17 protein-coding genes are annotated in these 16,368 nt (G+C 47.3%); 16 read left to right on the top strand and 1 reads right to left on the bottom strand.

Going from position 1 to position 16,368, the window contains the following annotated elements; all coding sequences use genetic code 11:
• Positions 1–55 precede the first annotated feature (55 nt).
• Entirely contained in the window at positions 56–400 is a 345-nt protein-coding gene (locus tag EYC62_09510) for a hypothetical protein (GenBank protein ID TAH32251.1), read from the bottom strand.
• Between the two features lie 77 nt (positions 401–477).
• Between EYC62_09510 and EYC62_09505 the strand changes: the two genes are divergently transcribed.
• From EYC62_09505 to EYC62_09430, 16 genes are all read left to right on the top strand, one after another.
• Entirely contained in the window at positions 478–939 is a 462-nt protein-coding gene (locus tag EYC62_09505) for a prepilin-type N-terminal cleavage/methylation domain-containing protein (protein ID TAH32250.1), read from the top strand.
• Positions 940–948: 9 nt separating this feature from the next.
• On the top strand, positions 949–1,398 hold the full coding sequence (gspG, locus tag EYC62_09500) for a type II secretion system protein GspG (protein ID TAH32249.1): 450 nt from the start codon (positions 949–951) through the stop codon (positions 1,396–1,398).
• An 8-nt stretch (positions 1,399–1,406) separates the two neighbouring features.
• Positions 1,407–3,020: a type II/IV secretion system protein gene (locus tag EYC62_09495; GenBank protein TAH32248.1), complete on the top strand. Its 1,614-nt coding sequence runs from the start codon at positions 1,407–1,409 to the stop codon at positions 3,018–3,020.
• Complete coding sequence (locus tag EYC62_09490; GenBank protein TAH32247.1) at positions 3,020–4,201, top strand: type II secretion system F family protein; 1,182 nt, start codon at positions 3,020–3,022, stop codon at positions 4,199–4,201. Before EYC62_09495 ends, EYC62_09490 begins: the two co-directional genes overlap by 1 nt.
• Before the next feature lie 148 nt (positions 4,202–4,349).
• Positions 4,350–5,051 (top strand): hypothetical protein, encoded by a 702-nt coding sequence (locus EYC62_09485; protein TAH32246.1) that lies wholly within the window; start codon positions 4,350–4,352, stop codon positions 5,049–5,051.
• An 8-nt stretch (positions 5,052–5,059) separates the two neighbouring features.
• Positions 5,060–5,536, top strand: a complete 477-nt coding sequence (locus tag EYC62_09480; GenBank protein TAH32245.1) for a prepilin-type N-terminal cleavage/methylation domain-containing protein — start codon at positions 5,060–5,062, stop codon at positions 5,534–5,536.
• Positions 5,383–6,153 (top strand): prepilin-type N-terminal cleavage/methylation domain-containing protein, encoded by a 771-nt coding sequence (locus EYC62_09475; protein TAH32244.1) that lies wholly within the window; start codon positions 5,383–5,385, stop codon positions 6,151–6,153. The genes EYC62_09480 and EYC62_09475 overlap by 154 nt, the downstream gene beginning before the upstream one ends.
• Entirely contained in the window at positions 6,021–7,199 is a 1,179-nt protein-coding gene (locus EYC62_09470; GenBank protein ID TAH32243.1) for a hypothetical protein, read from the top strand. Before EYC62_09475 ends, EYC62_09470 begins: the two co-directional genes overlap by 133 nt.
• Positions 7,200–7,325: 126 nt before the next feature.
• Positions 7,326–7,937: a response regulator transcription factor gene (locus tag EYC62_09465; GenBank protein TAH32242.1), complete on the top strand. Its 612-nt coding sequence runs from the start codon at positions 7,326–7,328 to the stop codon at positions 7,935–7,937.
• A 17-nt stretch (positions 7,938–7,954) separates the two neighbouring features.
• Positions 7,955–10,234, top strand: coding sequence for a hypothetical protein (locus tag EYC62_09460; protein TAH32241.1), 2,280 nt, complete (start codon positions 7,955–7,957; stop codon positions 10,232–10,234).
• A gap of 97 nt (positions 10,235–10,331) precedes the next feature.
• A complete protein-coding gene (locus EYC62_09455; protein TAH32240.1) occupies positions 10,332–10,967 on the top strand; it encodes a hypothetical protein in 636 nt (211 codons plus the stop codon).
• Positions 10,964–11,446, top strand: a complete 483-nt coding sequence (locus EYC62_09450) for a hypothetical protein (protein ID TAH32239.1) — start codon at positions 10,964–10,966, stop codon at positions 11,444–11,446. Before EYC62_09455 ends, EYC62_09450 begins: the two co-directional genes overlap by 4 nt.
• Before the next feature lie 7 nt (positions 11,447–11,453).
• Positions 11,454–14,015 (top strand): hypothetical protein, encoded by a 2,562-nt coding sequence (locus EYC62_09445; protein ID TAH32238.1) that lies wholly within the window; start codon positions 11,454–11,456, stop codon positions 14,013–14,015.
• A gap of 9 nt (positions 14,016–14,024) precedes the next feature.
• A complete protein-coding gene (locus EYC62_09440; GenBank protein ID TAH32237.1) occupies positions 14,025–15,011 on the top strand; it encodes a hypothetical protein in 987 nt (328 codons plus the stop codon).
• Between the two features lie 41 nt (positions 15,012–15,052).
• Positions 15,053–15,631, top strand: coding sequence for a hypothetical protein (locus EYC62_09435; protein ID TAH32236.1), 579 nt, complete (start codon positions 15,053–15,055; stop codon positions 15,629–15,631).
• Between the two features lie 47 nt (positions 15,632–15,678).
• Positions 15,679–16,128 carry a hypothetical protein gene (locus EYC62_09430; GenBank protein ID TAH32235.1) on the top strand — a complete coding sequence of 150 codons (450 nt, stop codon included), beginning with the start codon at positions 15,679–15,681 and terminating at the stop codon, positions 16,126–16,128.
• Positions 16,129–16,368 lie beyond the last annotated feature (240 nt).

Genomic DNA, 16,368 nt, shown 5'->3' with positions numbered 1-16,368 from the left:
AAAATGCGAAAGGGCGGGAAATTTCCCGCCCTTTTTGTTTGTGCCGATAATTTTTTTATCGCTTTACCGTCGATTGCGGCGTGATCGCCATATAACAATTTGTCTGGATGGTTTCAAATTGCCATTCCCGAACATATTCCACGCAACGATACAATGCTTTGGGTGTACCGGTATTTTCGAGATACGTTACATTGACCATCATGCCGTCGTCGATTTTTCCGACATCGCTGCCGACAAAATGAATTTCCGGACGCGCGATTAAACTCGCCAGCGATTCCGATGGGATAGCTTCCCATTGTTTGACAAAATTAAACGGGATCGCCTGGGCATAAACCAGCTTATCGGAAAACGCCAATAATAGGATTACACAAAAACCGGCAAGATAAAGATAAATTCGCATAACAGCCTCGGATGAGGAAAAGGGATAAATTGTACTCTGGATATTAGTCTATTTTTTCACTAAAAAGTAAAGATAAGATGAATAACCATATGCCTTTTTGTCGCCATAATTCCGGTTTTACGCTGCTGGAAATGCTATTAGTGCTTGGTATTATTGCACTATTGACCGCAATGATCGTGCCCAGTCTGTCTTTGCCGGCTAAACCGCCGGTACCGGCCATGGTCGCTTTTTTGCAGCAGCAACAGAACGCCGCTTTAAACGAAGGTAAAACAAGATTCATTTATTGGCAGGCGCCGAATATCGTTGCCGAACCCGGCGGGCAAACTTTAACCCTGGATAAAGATATAATACTCGAAATCAATCGGCCTGCGCCAACCGGTTATTTGGGCAAACAATTATTGGCCATTTTTTACAGTGATGGAACCGGAATTGCGTCGGAATTCCGGGTGGTGCAGAAAAAAACTGGCTATCCCACCGCGATCTTGTATAAAATACAGATTAATCCGTTTCATTCCGAAATAGCCTATGCTTTCCCGTAAGAGGATTTTATGACCGAACATACTTTATATAAGCGCCGTCCAGGATCAAAATCGGAATCCGGTTTTTCCTTGGTGGAATTATTGGTGGTTATGGCGATTATCGCTTTGTTGGTGGCGTTGATTGCACCGCGCTTGTTCGGCCAAGTATCCTCTTCGCAGATTAAAGCGACCAAGGCGCAGATTGAACTATTGTCCCGCGCTCTCGATTCTTTCCGTTTGGACACGGGACGTTATCCATCGCAAAGCGAAGGACTGCGCGCTTTGATTGAAAAGCCTCAAGGCGTATCGGTCTGGGGCGGCCCATATTTAAGCAAACGGCAAGTGCCGAAAGATCCATGGGGGGCGGATTACATCTATGCTAAGCCGCCATCGCACGGCATCGACTACGATTTATATTCGCTTGGCAGCGATAGTAAGCCGGGCGGCGATGGGGATGCAGCCGATATCGGCAACTGGTAAGGAACTTCATGCGTCAATTGCGCGAACATCTTGAAAAAAATGATTCGGTCTCGCCGGAAATTATCAGCGAGGCTACTAAATTATCGCAGAAAACCGGCCGCGGTCTTGGCGCAACCTTGCTTGACATGGGCGTGTTCAGCGATGAGCAGTTATATTCGATTTACGCAACCCTGTCCGGTTTGCAGGTTTGGAATGGCCGTGGCGAAGTCAGCGATGTATCCAATTTAAGCCAGGATTTCTTGCTATTCAATCGCGTCCTGCCGGTGCATTCGGAAGATAAATTGACGGTGGTCATTGCCCATCCCGAGGATGACGGGCTGGTGGATATGTTGCAACGCTTGTTGCCGCAGGCGGAAATTGCCATCGCGCCAGAACGCGAAATTCAATTTCGTTTGGAAAATCATTTTCATATCGATGGCGAATCCAGCACCTCCGATTCTTACATTTCCGATATCGAGCATTTAAAAGATTTGGCGTTGGAAGCGCCAATCATCCGTTATGTCAACGACATGATTTTATCCGGTATCAAGGTTGGCGCGTCGGATATTCATATGGAACCGATGCGGAATAAAATTGAATTGCGCTATCGTGTCGATGGCGTGTTGCATGCGCGGCCCGCGCCAACGGTCGAAGAATATCCCGCGATCGTCAGCCGCATTAAAATTCTGTCGCAATTGGATATTGCCGAACGCCGCCTGCCGCAAGATGGCCGTTTTTCGGTTAAAACCGGCGGCAAGGACGTGGATGTCCGTGTTTCCACGATCCCGACCAATTTCGGCGAAGACGTGGCGTTGCGTTTGCTGGATCAGAAAAAACAATTATTGTCGCTGGGCGCGTTGGGTGTCAGTCCGCGCATGGTTACGCAATTCCGCGAAGTTCTAAATAAAAGCCATGGCTTGATTTTGGTAACCGGCCCGACCGGTTCTGGAAAAACCACCACGCTTTATTCCGGTCTGCGCGATATTGTCGATGGCCATAAAAAAATTATCACCGTCGAAGATCCGGTGGAATACGATATCCCAGGAATTTCGCAAATTCCGGTGAATGCGGAAATTGGCGTTACATTTGCCAACACTCTGCGTTCGATTTTGCGGCATGATCCCGATGTAATTTTGGTGGGCGAGATTCGCGACCGTGAAACCGCGGAAATTGCGGTGCAGGCCGCCCTGACGGGCCACTTGGTTTTATCCACCGTTCACACCAACAGCGCGGTTGGCGCCATCGGCCGTTTGTTGAATATGGGCGTTGCCGATTATTTGCTTGCAAGCTCTTTGATTGCGGTCACTGGCCAGCGTTTGGTGCGTAAACTGTGCCCACATTGCAGAAGTCCAGGCGTGGTTAGCGAAGTTCATGTAAAAAAATATGGATTTGCGCCAGGCGCCAGAATTTATAATGCCAAAGGTTGCCCCGAATGCGGACAAATCGGCTATAAGGGGCGGTTGCCGATTTCAGAGTTTCTGGGCATCAATGCATCTGTGCGCAGTTCCATTTTATCGGAACCGACACCGGAAAATATTTCGAATGCGGCCGGCAGCGACTACATAACCATGTTGCAAGATGGATTCAGCCGTGTCTTAGCCGGTGAAAGCACTATCGAAGAAATCTTGCGCGTGGTGGGCTGATGCCGGTTTATCAATATACCGCTTATGCCCGCGACGGTCAGCAACAGCAAGGCCAGGAATATGCGCAGAATTCGGCAGAATTAGAGCGCCGTTTAAAACAACGCAAATTAATTCTGGTTGAAAGCAAGGAAGCTAAATTGCCGCGTTTAAAACGCAGCTTGCTGGCGCGTCTGATCGGTCAACTAAGTCCGCTTTTGAATAGTGGCATTGTTATTGATCGCGCCTTGCAAATCATAGGCGAAGACAGCGCCGATAAAACATTGTCGAATTTTGCCGGCCAATTGCGCGAAAGCGTAAAGCGAGGTCAGCAATTATCGCAAGCCCTGGAATCCATGGGCGCAATCGATCCCCTGGCTATTACCGTTATCCGCGCTGGCGAGGCCAGCGGCCAGTTGGCTGAAGTCATGCAAACGCTGGAAATTCATTATGACCGGTCGCGTAAAATGCGCGCGGATATTCAGGGCGCATTGTTATATCCGATAGTATTGGTGGTATTAAGTTTGGTATCGATCATTATCCTTGGAATCTATGTTATTCCGACATTTAAGGATTTGTTTCAGGATAAAGTTAATATGCTGTCCTGGAATGCGCGATTCATTTTTGCTTTCAGCGATTTGTTGATGGCTTATGGATGGTATATTCTCGGCACAATTATTCTGACTGTCGTCGGACTGCAATATTATATCAGGCAGTCGCAATTTTTTCGTTCTTGGTGGTCTCAAATTATTCTGCGTTTGCCATTTGCAGGAAGTTTCCTATCTAAAATTTATACCGCCCAAGTCATGTCTTTGTTGGCGGTGCAATTACGGAATGGCGTGCCACTGGTGTCGGCGCTGGAACTTATAACAAAATCCACATCGAATATAGTGATTCAGCAACGCATGATGGATATTCAAAACGAAGTGCGGCGCGGACGGAATCTCAGTCTGGCGATGAATAATTTTCCGGGAATTCCAACATTGGCGGTAAGGTTCCTGGCCATTGGCGAAGAAACCGGCAAGCTGGACAGCATGGCGGAAAAAGCCGGACAGCAAATCGGCGATGAGGTGACATTAAAAGCAAAAACCATGGCTAATTTGTTAGGGCCGCTTATTATTTTGGTGATGGGATTGGTAATCGCCTTTATTGTGATATCCATGCTGGTAGCGGTTTATTCCTTAACCGATCTGGCTCCGCAATAAATTGTCCATAATTGGGCCGTATTTCAGGTATTAATTGTGAATTGTAAGAAAAAACTGCAAATATTCAAAGGTTAAGACTTGATAATATACTCATTATTGGGTATAGGCGGATTATTCGTTAATTAATCAATCGTTCGAGGTTGGGTGTATGTTTTTATCAAAGATGCCGACGATTCCATCCCTTATAACAAAAGCTTTGCTGATAGTGTCGATGTTGACGGTAGGCGGTATGGTTGCTTCCCCCGCTTTTGCTCAAGAAGTGCCGTCTAATTTGCAAGTTGTTGGAACGATTACTGGCGCTGGCGGCGTGTCCCCAGCCGTGAACGACATTATTTTAATTGTTCAGCCAACCAGCCTCAATCGCACCGAAGGCCAAGGATCGGTTATTGCGTCTGACGGCACATATTTTGTCGATATGGCCAAAACTCAAAGTTTCAATGGCACCACGCTGACCGCGTTGCTGAAAAAAGGCAATGCCACTTATCAATTAACCAGCAACGGTTCGCCGGTTTCCTTTCCGTATAGCGGAACTTTTCCATTCCCATCCCGTTTTTCTTTGAATCCAACCATCGGTACGCTTATTTCCGGCGGCAGCGGCGGGAATGGCGGCGGTGATGGTGGCGATGGGACCGTTAATGAAACTTACGATGTCAATGGCGATGGCGTATTTAACCAGGCCGATATCAATGCGATCAAAGCGGAATTAGGCTCGGCCCGTCCGAATGCGGATGCGGATGTTAATGGCGACGGTTTGGTTAATACCCGCGACGTGATCAATGCAATCAAGGCATTGAATAGTTCGTCCCGTTTACGCAGTTCCACTTCGTCGTCTTCTTCGACCACCCAATAATTTGGTAAATGTTTCCAATTTTATCCCGCTTGCGATTTTGCTTTCTGTGCAAACAAAATCGCAGGGGATTTACCCTGCTTGAGGTATTGATTGCTTTTACCGTTCTGACTTTGGGGGCGACGGTGATGTTGCAGCAGCTATATACCATAATGAAATATTCCGAACGTTCGTTGGCCAAACAAGCGCTAGTGGCGCAAAGTTTGAACGAAGCCAATATGCTCTCGGCTATTAAATGGAAAGAAGTAAGCGCGCGTCTTACGGAAAAAGAATTGCTGGTCAGCCGTACCGACGAAGAAGGCAAAGAGAAAAAAATAAAGGTAAATAATTATAAATACGAAGACGTGGATGTGCCGATGACGGTGGCGTTTTCGCCTTTCCAGGTGTTCGATTTCGGCGGCGATGGCGATTTTGCGGTGCGTTTGTTGCAGCCGGGATTGTTGCCGAATCCGGATTCGCCGGTTGCGGTGAAAGGCAGAACCAATTGAATCAGCGCGGATTCACTTTGCTCGAAATTTTACTTAGCGTCGCTTTGGCCAGCGCATTGATTATTATGGCCTCGAATATCTATGATACGGTTCGTAAGGTTGGGCAACGCGCGCTAAGCACCAATAAAGAATGGGGCACCCAATATTTTTTACGCTTGCAGTTCGAAGCGATCGACGCCGGGCTGAATAATTATTTCTCCGCAGTCGATGCCAGGAACGACCGCCTGTCTTTCATCAGCCGCAATAGCGCGCAATTTGGGCATAATGGCCAGCCGGTATTGGTTACCTATCGCTATAATTCCGGTTTGAAAATTATCCAATATCACGAAGTTACCATTCCGCCGTGGTGGGATGACAGCCAGCAGCAATATACCGCGCAAATAGATTCCTGGCGGCAGTATGGCGGGAAGTTTTCTATGGAGTTGACGGCGTTTAGCGGAATTGATAGTGCGGAATTTGAGTATTGGGAAGACGGTAAAAAAAGATGGTCCAATCAATGGAACGACAAAAAGATGATGCCTCCTTTAGCCCGGTTGACTTATCATCAGGCCGGACAGAAAAAAGAAATTGTTTTCGCTCCGGGGGTTTTATCTTGGTCTACTGCCTCTGGATCTTGACCGCTTGCGCGGTCATGATGGCATATTTTTTCAAGCAGGCGCCTTCGGCGCCGGCGCAGCTGGAACGCACCCTGGCGCATCCGATTAATTGGAAGAAAATCAGCAGCGTATTCAATTTCGTCTTGTTTGAAATGAAGGGCGAACCGATGGCGGTGGATGCGCGATGGGAAATGGAACGTAAAATTGTGCTGGTCGATCAAACCAGGATTTCTCTTGGCGGATCCGGAGCGCCGATTGAAAATTTGCGGGAAATGTTATCGCAAATGGGGTTTCAACTGAATATCCCCGATTTAAGCCAGGTCAACAAAGCGCTGAATGCATTGCAGGAAGAAAAGGTCCGCATCGAACGCGGCACTATAAGCAATTTTGGATTGCCAAAACGCTATTCGTTGGATAACTCGCCGCAAACTATCGCGTTTGATGGAGAAAATTACATATTGGAAATATATCCAGGCAATGCCAAGCCAAATTTAAATTACATCGATCAGGAAGATTTAGAGCGGTATTTAATATGGCTCGGGATCGAAGATCGCGCTGCGGAAAAATTGTCGCAGTTCTTGGTCGATTTTCATGACGAAGACCGCAATGCGTTGGCTGGCAACACTGAAGGCCCTTTCCAATCGGATAATCGTTATATCACCAAATTCCCAAATCGTTTAATCGACCGGTTCGATCAATTATCCTATATTCCGGGCATAGATGCGGCGATGATCAATTTTCTGCGGCGCAATTTCACAATATATGGAACCGATGCGCGCATTAATTATAAATACAACACGCCGGCAGGCATCGCCGCCTATACGGAACTTCAGCCTGCGGAAGTGGCCGCCGCCCTGCAATATGAGAAACAAAAAAACGATCCATTGTATAATCAGACTTTGGTTGGGTTGATCGGAACGGATTCGGCTAAAAAATGGAATGAAAAGGTCACCGACAGCGCTTCGCAAGACCAACCGGTGCATGTTGTGCTTAAGGGTAAAAAAATCGAATTGCACGCCGATTATTTGCCGGAAAGAAAGAAAATATTGGATGTGTACATGCAGTAAAGACCATATTTTTATTGTATATCAATAAGATATTTATAAACCAAAAAGGCAACGATATAAGAAAAACTGATTGCATCTGTAATACGGGACGCTACACTAGGAAAATAAGGAATAAACAGGGGTAAAATGCAAATATTAATCGTTGATGATCATCCATTGGTAGCCGCCGGATTGGAAGCCGCATTGAAAGGCCAGTATCCGGGTTGTTCCATTGAAATTGCTGGCAATCTGGCCCAGTCCAAACAAAAAGTGGCCAGTAAAATTTATGATCTGGCCATTATCGATATTAACTTGCCGGACGGACGCGGCGGCCAATTATTTTCCGACCCCGCGCTTGCTGGACATTATCCAAAATATTCTTTGTTGTTATCGGGCAGCCAGGATCGCGACGATATTCTGCACGCGCTTAGTATGGGGGCGACGGCCTACATTGCCAAAACTGTCGATTTTTCCGAATTAATTGTGGCGATTGGAAAATTGCTGCAATCCAATCCCGCCACGGCGCCATTATGGTATGAATCCGTTGCACAGGAATTCGTTCCGGCGCGGAATATGTTTCCCCGCGGGACGGCATTGTCATCGCGTGAACATGAAATTTACGAATTAATCCGCCAGGGTCTCAGTGACAAAGAAATCGCTTTTCGCTTGGACCGGTCGGTGCACACTATTCGGGTGCAGATTCGCTCGATTCGCCGCAAGCGCGGTGAAAACCGCCGTGCAGCAGTTAACGCGGCCTAATATAAAAAGGGTAGGGTATGAACAGTTCCATTGGCTGGTACGTCGAAGAATTTATAACGCCAGCAACCGGCATAATGCCAGTATGGTCTCAATTCGATTACGCGTTATACGCATCGCCGTTATATTTTGTCGGCGTTTATTTTATCGCCACCGGATTAATCATGGCCTTGCATCAATTGCGCGGCCAAATAACCATGGCGCCGATGCTGGCATTGGGAGGTTTGTTGACTTTCCTCGTTTGGCAATTGGTGCAAATCGGCTGGTGGGTGGATTGGCAAGATTATAAAATCAACGCCGCTTTGCTGGGCATTATTCCGGCATTGTTGGCTGGCGCCACGTTAACTTACGCGATGGATGGCGTGCGCATGGCCCGCGCGTTTTTGGGCGTGATGGTGTGCGGCGCCGTTTTTGGCATGGGCTATTCGTTTTTTCTTGAAACATTGGGCCATGTTACGCCAACGCCAAGTTTATTTTTTACCCCGATCAATACCCAGATCGCTCTGGCCGGAAGCTTGATTATTTCTGGCGTTGTATGCACCATCGGCGCCGAGTTGGCGCGGCGCGTCAGCCGGTTGCTGACTTTGCCATTTGGATTTGCCGCCGGTATTACGGTGTTTCTGCCGTTATTCTCCTTTCTAACCTATGGATATGATCAAGGCCTGATCAACATAGGCTTGGAATGGCCAGAATTTTGTTTGTTGGCCGCTCCCGCCTTTGTCACTTTGCTGGCGTATGATGTGATGGCGTATATGCAAAATGCGTTGATGCCCAAACGGTCTATTTGGGGGGTCTTAAATTTCCGCGCCGAATCCGGTCAACAATCCGAATCGATTACCGGCGCGCGCGAACAAATCGCGGAATTGCGCCAACTGAATCAGGCCTTGCGCCAAGAAGAATATTTGCGCCATCATCAAATGCAACGCAGCCCGATCGCTTTGGTGGAATTGGACAAGGGTTGGAGGTTAAGACAATTCAATCCCGCGGCGCAGGAATTGTTGATCGATCACGCCACCGGCCAATTTTTGGCCGAAGGTTGCCCTATTACGGATTATTTGCCGGAATTAAAAACCATTTTGCAGGATCCGGCATTGATTCAAAATAGATACTTGAAACACCAGCTTAATATAAAGGATCAGCAACAGGAAAAAATAATCGAACTGACCATTTTGCCGTTGATGGTTGATAAGGTTGTTTACGGTTACAGTTTGCAGGCGGAAGATGTCAGCGCGCGGGAACAAGAAGAACGCCGCAAGATTTTATCCGAACGCGTGCATGGCATTCACAAAACCAGCCAAGTTATTCATCACGATTTTTCCAATCTCATGCTGGCAATTCAAAGTCACTTGAATGTGATCCGGCAAAAACTTTCCGGCGCAAAGGATATTGAAGCCAATCAAGCGATCGATGCGGTTTATCAGGCTTCGCAACGCGGCAAGGAAATGCTGGGCCAGTTGGGGGCGGGGCAGGTTTTTCATAAACCTACATTAAAGCCGGTTTTATTATTCGATTTGATCGAAGAGGCAACCAAGATCATTGGTCCTCAAGCGCGATCGCAACAAATCGCGATTGCATCGGCGATTGGCAAGGATATTCGTGTTGAGGTCGATGCTACCCAGATCTTGCGGGTGTTTATCAACCTGCTGTCAAATTCCATTCGAGCCATGCCAAAAGGCGGGAACATATCCATTCAAAGCAACTTAGAACAACAGGGCGTTTTAGTCTCATTCCACGATAGCGGCGTGGGCATGAATGAAGAGCAGTTGCAAAAAGCCTTCGATCCTGGTTTTTCAACCAAAGGGCAAGGGCAGGGCGGTCTTGGTCTTGCTATCAGCTATTTGATCACCGAAGCGCATGGCGGAAAATTAAGTTTGATTTCAAAGCCAGGCCACGGAACCACCGCAAAAATCTGGTTGCCCTTATTGCAACAAGTGGACGGCGAACCATGGAGCGAAGCTTTAAACGATAACGAAACTCTACCTGCCGAAGGTATATTGTTATTATTGCCACAAAACAGTACCAGGCAATATTTGGTCGAGAAATTTGAATCGATGGGATATGAAGTCGCAGAATTAGAGACTTATCAAGAACTTGAAGCTATTTTACAGGAAGATGCTTCCGCATGGACTATATTGATCCGATCTAAAGATGATACATTGCCGCCACATCTGTGGCATCAGTGCCGATATTTATGCGATGTCGTGATCGATCTTGGGGCAAAATCTCCAGCCCGAATTCGGCCTTCTTCAAAATCCAAGCTGTCCGCTGGGGACTTGGAAAAGATAATTCAGGCAGCCTGAATAACAGTCCACAAACCCATTCCTAATGCCATGATTTTCATGGAAAAATAGCCTGTTTGCCGCTAAGAATAAACGATTATACAATTCAAGGATAATAATGGCAAAACCCAATAAAAGATTATTCTTTTTGCTGCTGGCGGCTTTTGTGCTGGGCGGCGTTTATTGGTACGACCATACCCATGGTATTTCTTCCTTGTTCCAGGGCGGCGGGGTTGCCGAAGATATCGCCTCGGCCGTGGGCACAACGACGGATTTTGGCGGCGCGGTCCCGGCCACGATAGAAACATTGCCATCCTTGTACCGTACGCGCGCGGATTTGCGGAACTTCAAGGCCAAACAGGCGGAAATTGATAAAGCCTATTTTAATTTAGCTTCGACCTATGCCGATAAGATCAGCGGCCTGACGGGATTGATTACCGATAAAAATACCGACGATAAAACTTTTATAGAAAATGCCTTGCGCGCCAGGCTCGATGATTTGGGCACGTTGGAAGATTTAAAAATCAATGTTGCGGAAAGTGAAGCCTTGTCGCCAAAGGGCGGTCGCAAGGCGTTGGCAGATATTTCCTTTACCACAGGCTCATCTCAAGATGCGGCCAAATTGATGTTGGATTTGGGGGATGGAAAAAATGGCATGATATGGCGCAGCATGTCTGTCGCCACTGATCGTATGCGCCGCCAGGTAAGCATCAGCGGCCGTCTGGCTATATTTTTGGCGGAGGCTGCGGAATGAAATTGCAGTGGCTGACCATCAATAAATGGCTGTTGCGGTCTTGCGCTGTGATGATTGGCGCGTTTTTACCGATATTCGCGGCGCCATATTTGCAAATTTTCTTTTATCAGCCCCAGGAAATTGTGGTGCAAAGCGATTTCGCCGCCAATTCCGATTTTGATATCATGGCGGACATTTCCCGCAATATGTTCGATCCCAGCGGACAGACATGGCAGGCATCGATGCGTAAACCAAAGGTAAAAGGCGCCGGCGGTCCGCAGGTTGTGGGCGAGGTTAACGGCCTTATCAATATTCCCGGAGTAAAGGGAGTTATGGCTGGCAACAAATTCGTTCCTGTTGGCGGATCGGTCGATGGGGGCAGTTTGGAATCGGTCGATATGGGGCAAATTAAAATCAATACGCCACAGGGAACGAAAGAAATTGATATCAATCAGAATCGCAATCAACTACGACAATCGATAAATATTCAAATCAGGTAAATCTTACATGCGCTCTTTCTCTAATACCGTAAAAATAATTCTTGTGACCGTAAGCTGCGTGGCGTTATTGACCGCTTGCTCGTCATGGAAAGAAACCTGGAAAAATCTGAAGAAAAACGATTTCGATTATTTTATCGCCAACCCAATGCCTACGAAAGAAGATATGGCGCGCAAAGACACGCCGGATACGCGCAGCAGCCAGGCGGTACAGCATAGCCAGTCGGTTCTCGATAAAATGGCCAGTTACGATCAGCCATTGACCGGCCCGATGCCGCGGGGCGAAGGCGGGGTCATAGCGGAATTTGGCGTTTCGTCCGGTAAAAATTCCGGCCCCGACAGTAAACGGGTTTCCACCGAAACTGAAGAAGAAGCGCCGTCGCCCAAGCCAAAATCAACCAAGGCAAAATCCGCAACGCCGCCGGTAAATCCAGACGCTCCGCCGATGGTCGATGAAAACGGCAATATTACCCAAGCGCCGCCAGTTGTGGACGAGGTGGCGGATCCATTTACTCCGCGTCAGGTTGAAATTAATTTTACCAATACTTCTCTGCGCGCGGTAATCGAATTTGTGTTTGGAGAATATGTAAAAAAACCATATGTGATTTCTTCGGAATTCGTGGACAAAGAAGTGAATTGGGTGGCGCAAGGTGAATTCACTGCCGCCGAAGTTAAAAGAATGTTTGAAACATTTTTGGACATTCAAGGCGTGGTGGTATCGCGTCTTGATGGTATCTACACCATCACCAATAAAAATAGCGGCACCAAAACTATTGGTGGCGGTGAAATAGGAACATCTACCGGCGTTTGGCGTTTAAAAAGCATCGATGCTTCCGAAGCGATGCAGATCGTGCGCCCATTTGTGGCCAATTCCGAAGGCGTGATGCTGTTGGATAAGCACAATACTTTGATCGTGAATGGAAGTGGTCCGGAAATTCGTTATATCGATGCATTTTTACGCACTGTCGATACGCCGACATTCAAAGACAAGCGTATCATTGTGTATTCGCCAAAATATATCAGCGCCGAAGCCATGGTGACTTTATTGCAAACCTTGCCGCAGCAATTGGGCATGAATTCCACCGAAGGTAAAAAGCAGATTGAAGCGGCGATCATTACCGGCGCCAAACGCGTTACGATCGTCGCGGATGGACAGGATACGCGCGATATCGTTCTGCAATATCTAAATCAAGTCGATCAACCAGGCAAAAAACAAAAACAAATTTTCTATTATGGCTTGCGCAATCAGGTGGTTGACGATGTGCGCACGACATTGACGACATTGATCCCGGGATTATTGCCGGACGCATCGGACATTACAGTCGTATCTAACGTTCCAACCAATTCTTTGGTGATTACCTGTACCGCGGATCAATATTTTGAAATTAAAAAAGTGATTGATCGTTTAGATTATCGTGTGCCAAGTCTATTGATCGATGCGACTATTGTCGAAGTACAGTTAAATGACAATTTGGCTTATGGCGTTGAATGGTTCTTGGGAGGCCGCGCCGGCAATGTGCGCGGCGATATTACCACCGATCTTTCCAATGGCCGCATAGCAACGCCAGCCGCGCGCATCGGCGTCGTATCGTTGGCCAACAACACATTTGCCACCTTGGATTTATTGTCGAGCGAAACCAGCCTGCGTGTTTTGTCCCGGCCGCGCGTCATTGTTAAAAACAAAGCCACCGCGACCATCAAAAGTACCGACCAGGTTCGTATCGTCAAATCGGTTCTGACTACATCGGTACAACAAGGCGGCGACAATATTCCAAAGCGCGAATTCGAAGACAAGGAAGTCGGCGTCAGCTTGCAAGTTACACCGCGCATTGCCGAAGATGGAACGGTCAATATGGCGGTGAAAATCCAAGATTCGCGCCAAGGTGCGGACGATGATTCTTCGGGGGAACGTCCGCGATTCAATATTCGCGAAGTTAATACCGAACTTGTTACCAAAAACGGCGAAACGTTGCTGATCGGCGGCTTGATTCGCAACAGCACAAGCAGGCTTAAAACTAAGGTCCCGTTCTTTGGCGACATTCCGTTTTTTGGCCAAGCATTTGCCAATACCGATGACCAGGATCAACGCACCGAATTGATTATATTCATGACTCCATATTTAATCGTCGATGAAATTTCGGCGAAATTGGTCAGCGAATCCTTGTCCGGTCTTGCCAGCATCAATCCGGATGTTATGCGCGCCTCTCAGGCCCCCGATCCCGATCTGCGCAGTCCAGTCACCAGTGATCCGGTAGCCAAACAAAAAATGACTGGCAAGCCGCCTGAACAAGAAAACAAAGCTCCGGCCGATATGTTCGTTGAAAAACCCGTGGAGACGGAAAATAAACCAATGTCATCCGATACGACGCCGATGGTGCCGCCACCGCCGCCGCCACCGACTTTCTTGCGCGGAACAGACGCCGATGAAGAAGATGGCGGAACCGCAGGCGCGACTTATGTGCCGGAAAGACCTACGCCGCCGCCAACGCTGGCGCCAGACGATCCGCCATCGCCGACACCGGATGGCAATAAAACCACTATTAAACCGGCTAATAAGCCGTTACTGCAGTAAAGAGGAATTATGGCCGCGTCATCAGTGACTCGAACATTGCCGAAAAGTTTTTCTTTTTTGCCGAAGCGGATTATTGCCTTGGACGAACAGGGAAAGGCAAAACATTTTCGCTGGCAAGCTGACCGGTATGGTCAAATTCGTATCGAATCCCAGTCTGAAATGACTCCTTTTGCCAGGGCGCAAAAATGTGTGGTCTTTCTCGATCCCAGGTTGATGTTTCGCCGCCGTTGTCCGATGCCAATTGCCAGCAAAGCGGATTTAAATCGTATTGCCCGCGATTTTTTTCCATTCAGTTCGGAACAAAATGTGCATTTTGCCTATACTAAAGATGGTGGCGATTCGGCGGAAAATGTAATTTTCGCGCTACCTGAAAACGACTGGTTGATTTTACAAAAAAATATTTCCGCGCCGGCCCTGGCGGTATTGCCGGCATCCGCGGATGTGGATTCCATCAAGGCAGGCCTTTTGCAAAGATTCGATATTGGCGCCGCAAATGATTTAATCGCCAAGCCCACGCGTATTCTGCCGCCTGTGCTGCAAGCGTTTGCAAAATTGGTATTGCTTTTTGTAACGATATTGGCGGTCGGTTATACGCTTTGGTCATTTCAATATGACTGGCAACAGCAAAAGTTGATGCGGGATATCGCCACTTTGCAGACCGAAGTGCAAAATACCAAACAGCGTTACGAAGCAATGCAGACGATGCGTTCCACATTGGAAGATTTTGACAAATTTCAAGCGCAAGAAAATAGCCGGTTTTTCCCAATTCTAAGCCGTTTGATTCAAACCTTGCCGCCCGGCATATCAATCGATCGTGTTGAATATAAAGAAGGCAGATTGAATATCAGCGGCCTTGGACGCGATCCTAAAGAATGGCTGTCCGCATTTGGCGTGGATCCATCAACCATCGAAATTACCCCGTTGCCCCAATTTAACCGGTATTTGGCTTCTGTCCCGCTATCATCCACAACCCCTAAACAATCGTTGCAGCCATAATCTTGTCCTTATAAGATGATCCATAACAAACAGGTTCGATCATGAAACAAGCACCATTCTTATTCTCCTTAATAATTATTTTGTCTTTGGCCTCGTGCGGAAACACGCCGCCATTGCCTCCCGTTGAAATGACATGGCTGTCTTTGCAGGCCGCGCGCACCACCCAAGAAGGTATGGTGGAACCGGCCAAATACAACGCCAACCGCGTTTATGCGGCTAAAGTACGCATTGGAAACGAGTTTTACAGCATCACCACGCACGCGCCGCTAATTTTGGCCACCACCGGTTATGGCGATGAAAAATCGGTATCGGCTATGCGTTTTTCGTTGAATCAAGATGAATTATTGCTATTTACCCGCAATCCTAAAAACGGCGAAGGGTACCGGGCCATCATTCCATTGGAAGAAGCTAATTTTTGGCCGCAGTTCAGCTTTCCTTTTTTGAAAGGCAATATGATCGAAGAATTGCCGGTTCAGGTCGTTAACGTCATTCGCAAGCCGGACCCCGCCGATAATGTTCGCGGCTTGCGCGAATATTTACAACGCTCGATGCCGCCAGAAGAACCATTTTATACCGAATTGCCCGATTCTGGTCCCAGAGCCTTATCGGACGATAAGTAGTGCCGGTAGATCCGTAATTCCGCAGTATTAGAAATAAGAGGTAAATAATGAAAAGAATATATCAAGTTTCAGTTCTGGCAATGTTGGCGGTTATAAGCGCATGTGCCGCCCCAAACCTTACCTCGGAAAGATTAGACTCCGGTGCTGCTTATGACATGCAACAAACCTTGATGGGCGCCCAGAATTTGGATATGTCCCATGTTTACACGGTGCGTATGTTGGTTAACGGCACGAGGGTGGATGTGACTTCGTTATCGCCGGAAGTTATTGGTCTTGAAGGCCAGGAAAAAAATAGATACGCCACCGTACTGGTATTCAGTCAAAATCGCGACAGCGTTATATTTTTTACCCGCGATCCAGAAACTGGCGAGGGATATAGACGTTCCATCGGTTTAAACGAATTGCGTCAAAGGCCAGTATTTGAATTTCCATTAGTGGTTGGAACTACCGTTACGACGGCTAAATTCGAAGTCATTGACGTAACGGTTTTACCGTAATGTGTAAAACTAGGTTATTCTAACCTATTGTTTCGCATTGTTTTTTATAAAGTCTGACCATAAGTAATACAGAAAATTATTTAATATCAGTGTTTTATACGATGTTTCCTGATCGCAATAATAAAATTGCCACAGTTTGATATTTTGTTTTTCAAGCCAAAAACACCTTTGGTTTTACCTTAATAAAAATATTATTAATCAATAGCTTAATAAAAGTTTTCCCCTGTCTTCGGGCATACT

This window comes from Alphaproteobacteria bacterium (assembly GCA_004295055.1).
In the GTDB taxonomy this organism is placed as follows: Bacteria; Pseudomonadota; Alphaproteobacteria; order SHNJ01; family SHNJ01; genus SHNJ01.
Note: the sequence above shows the minus strand (reverse complement) of the source record. Positions and strands in the feature narration are given on the sequence as shown.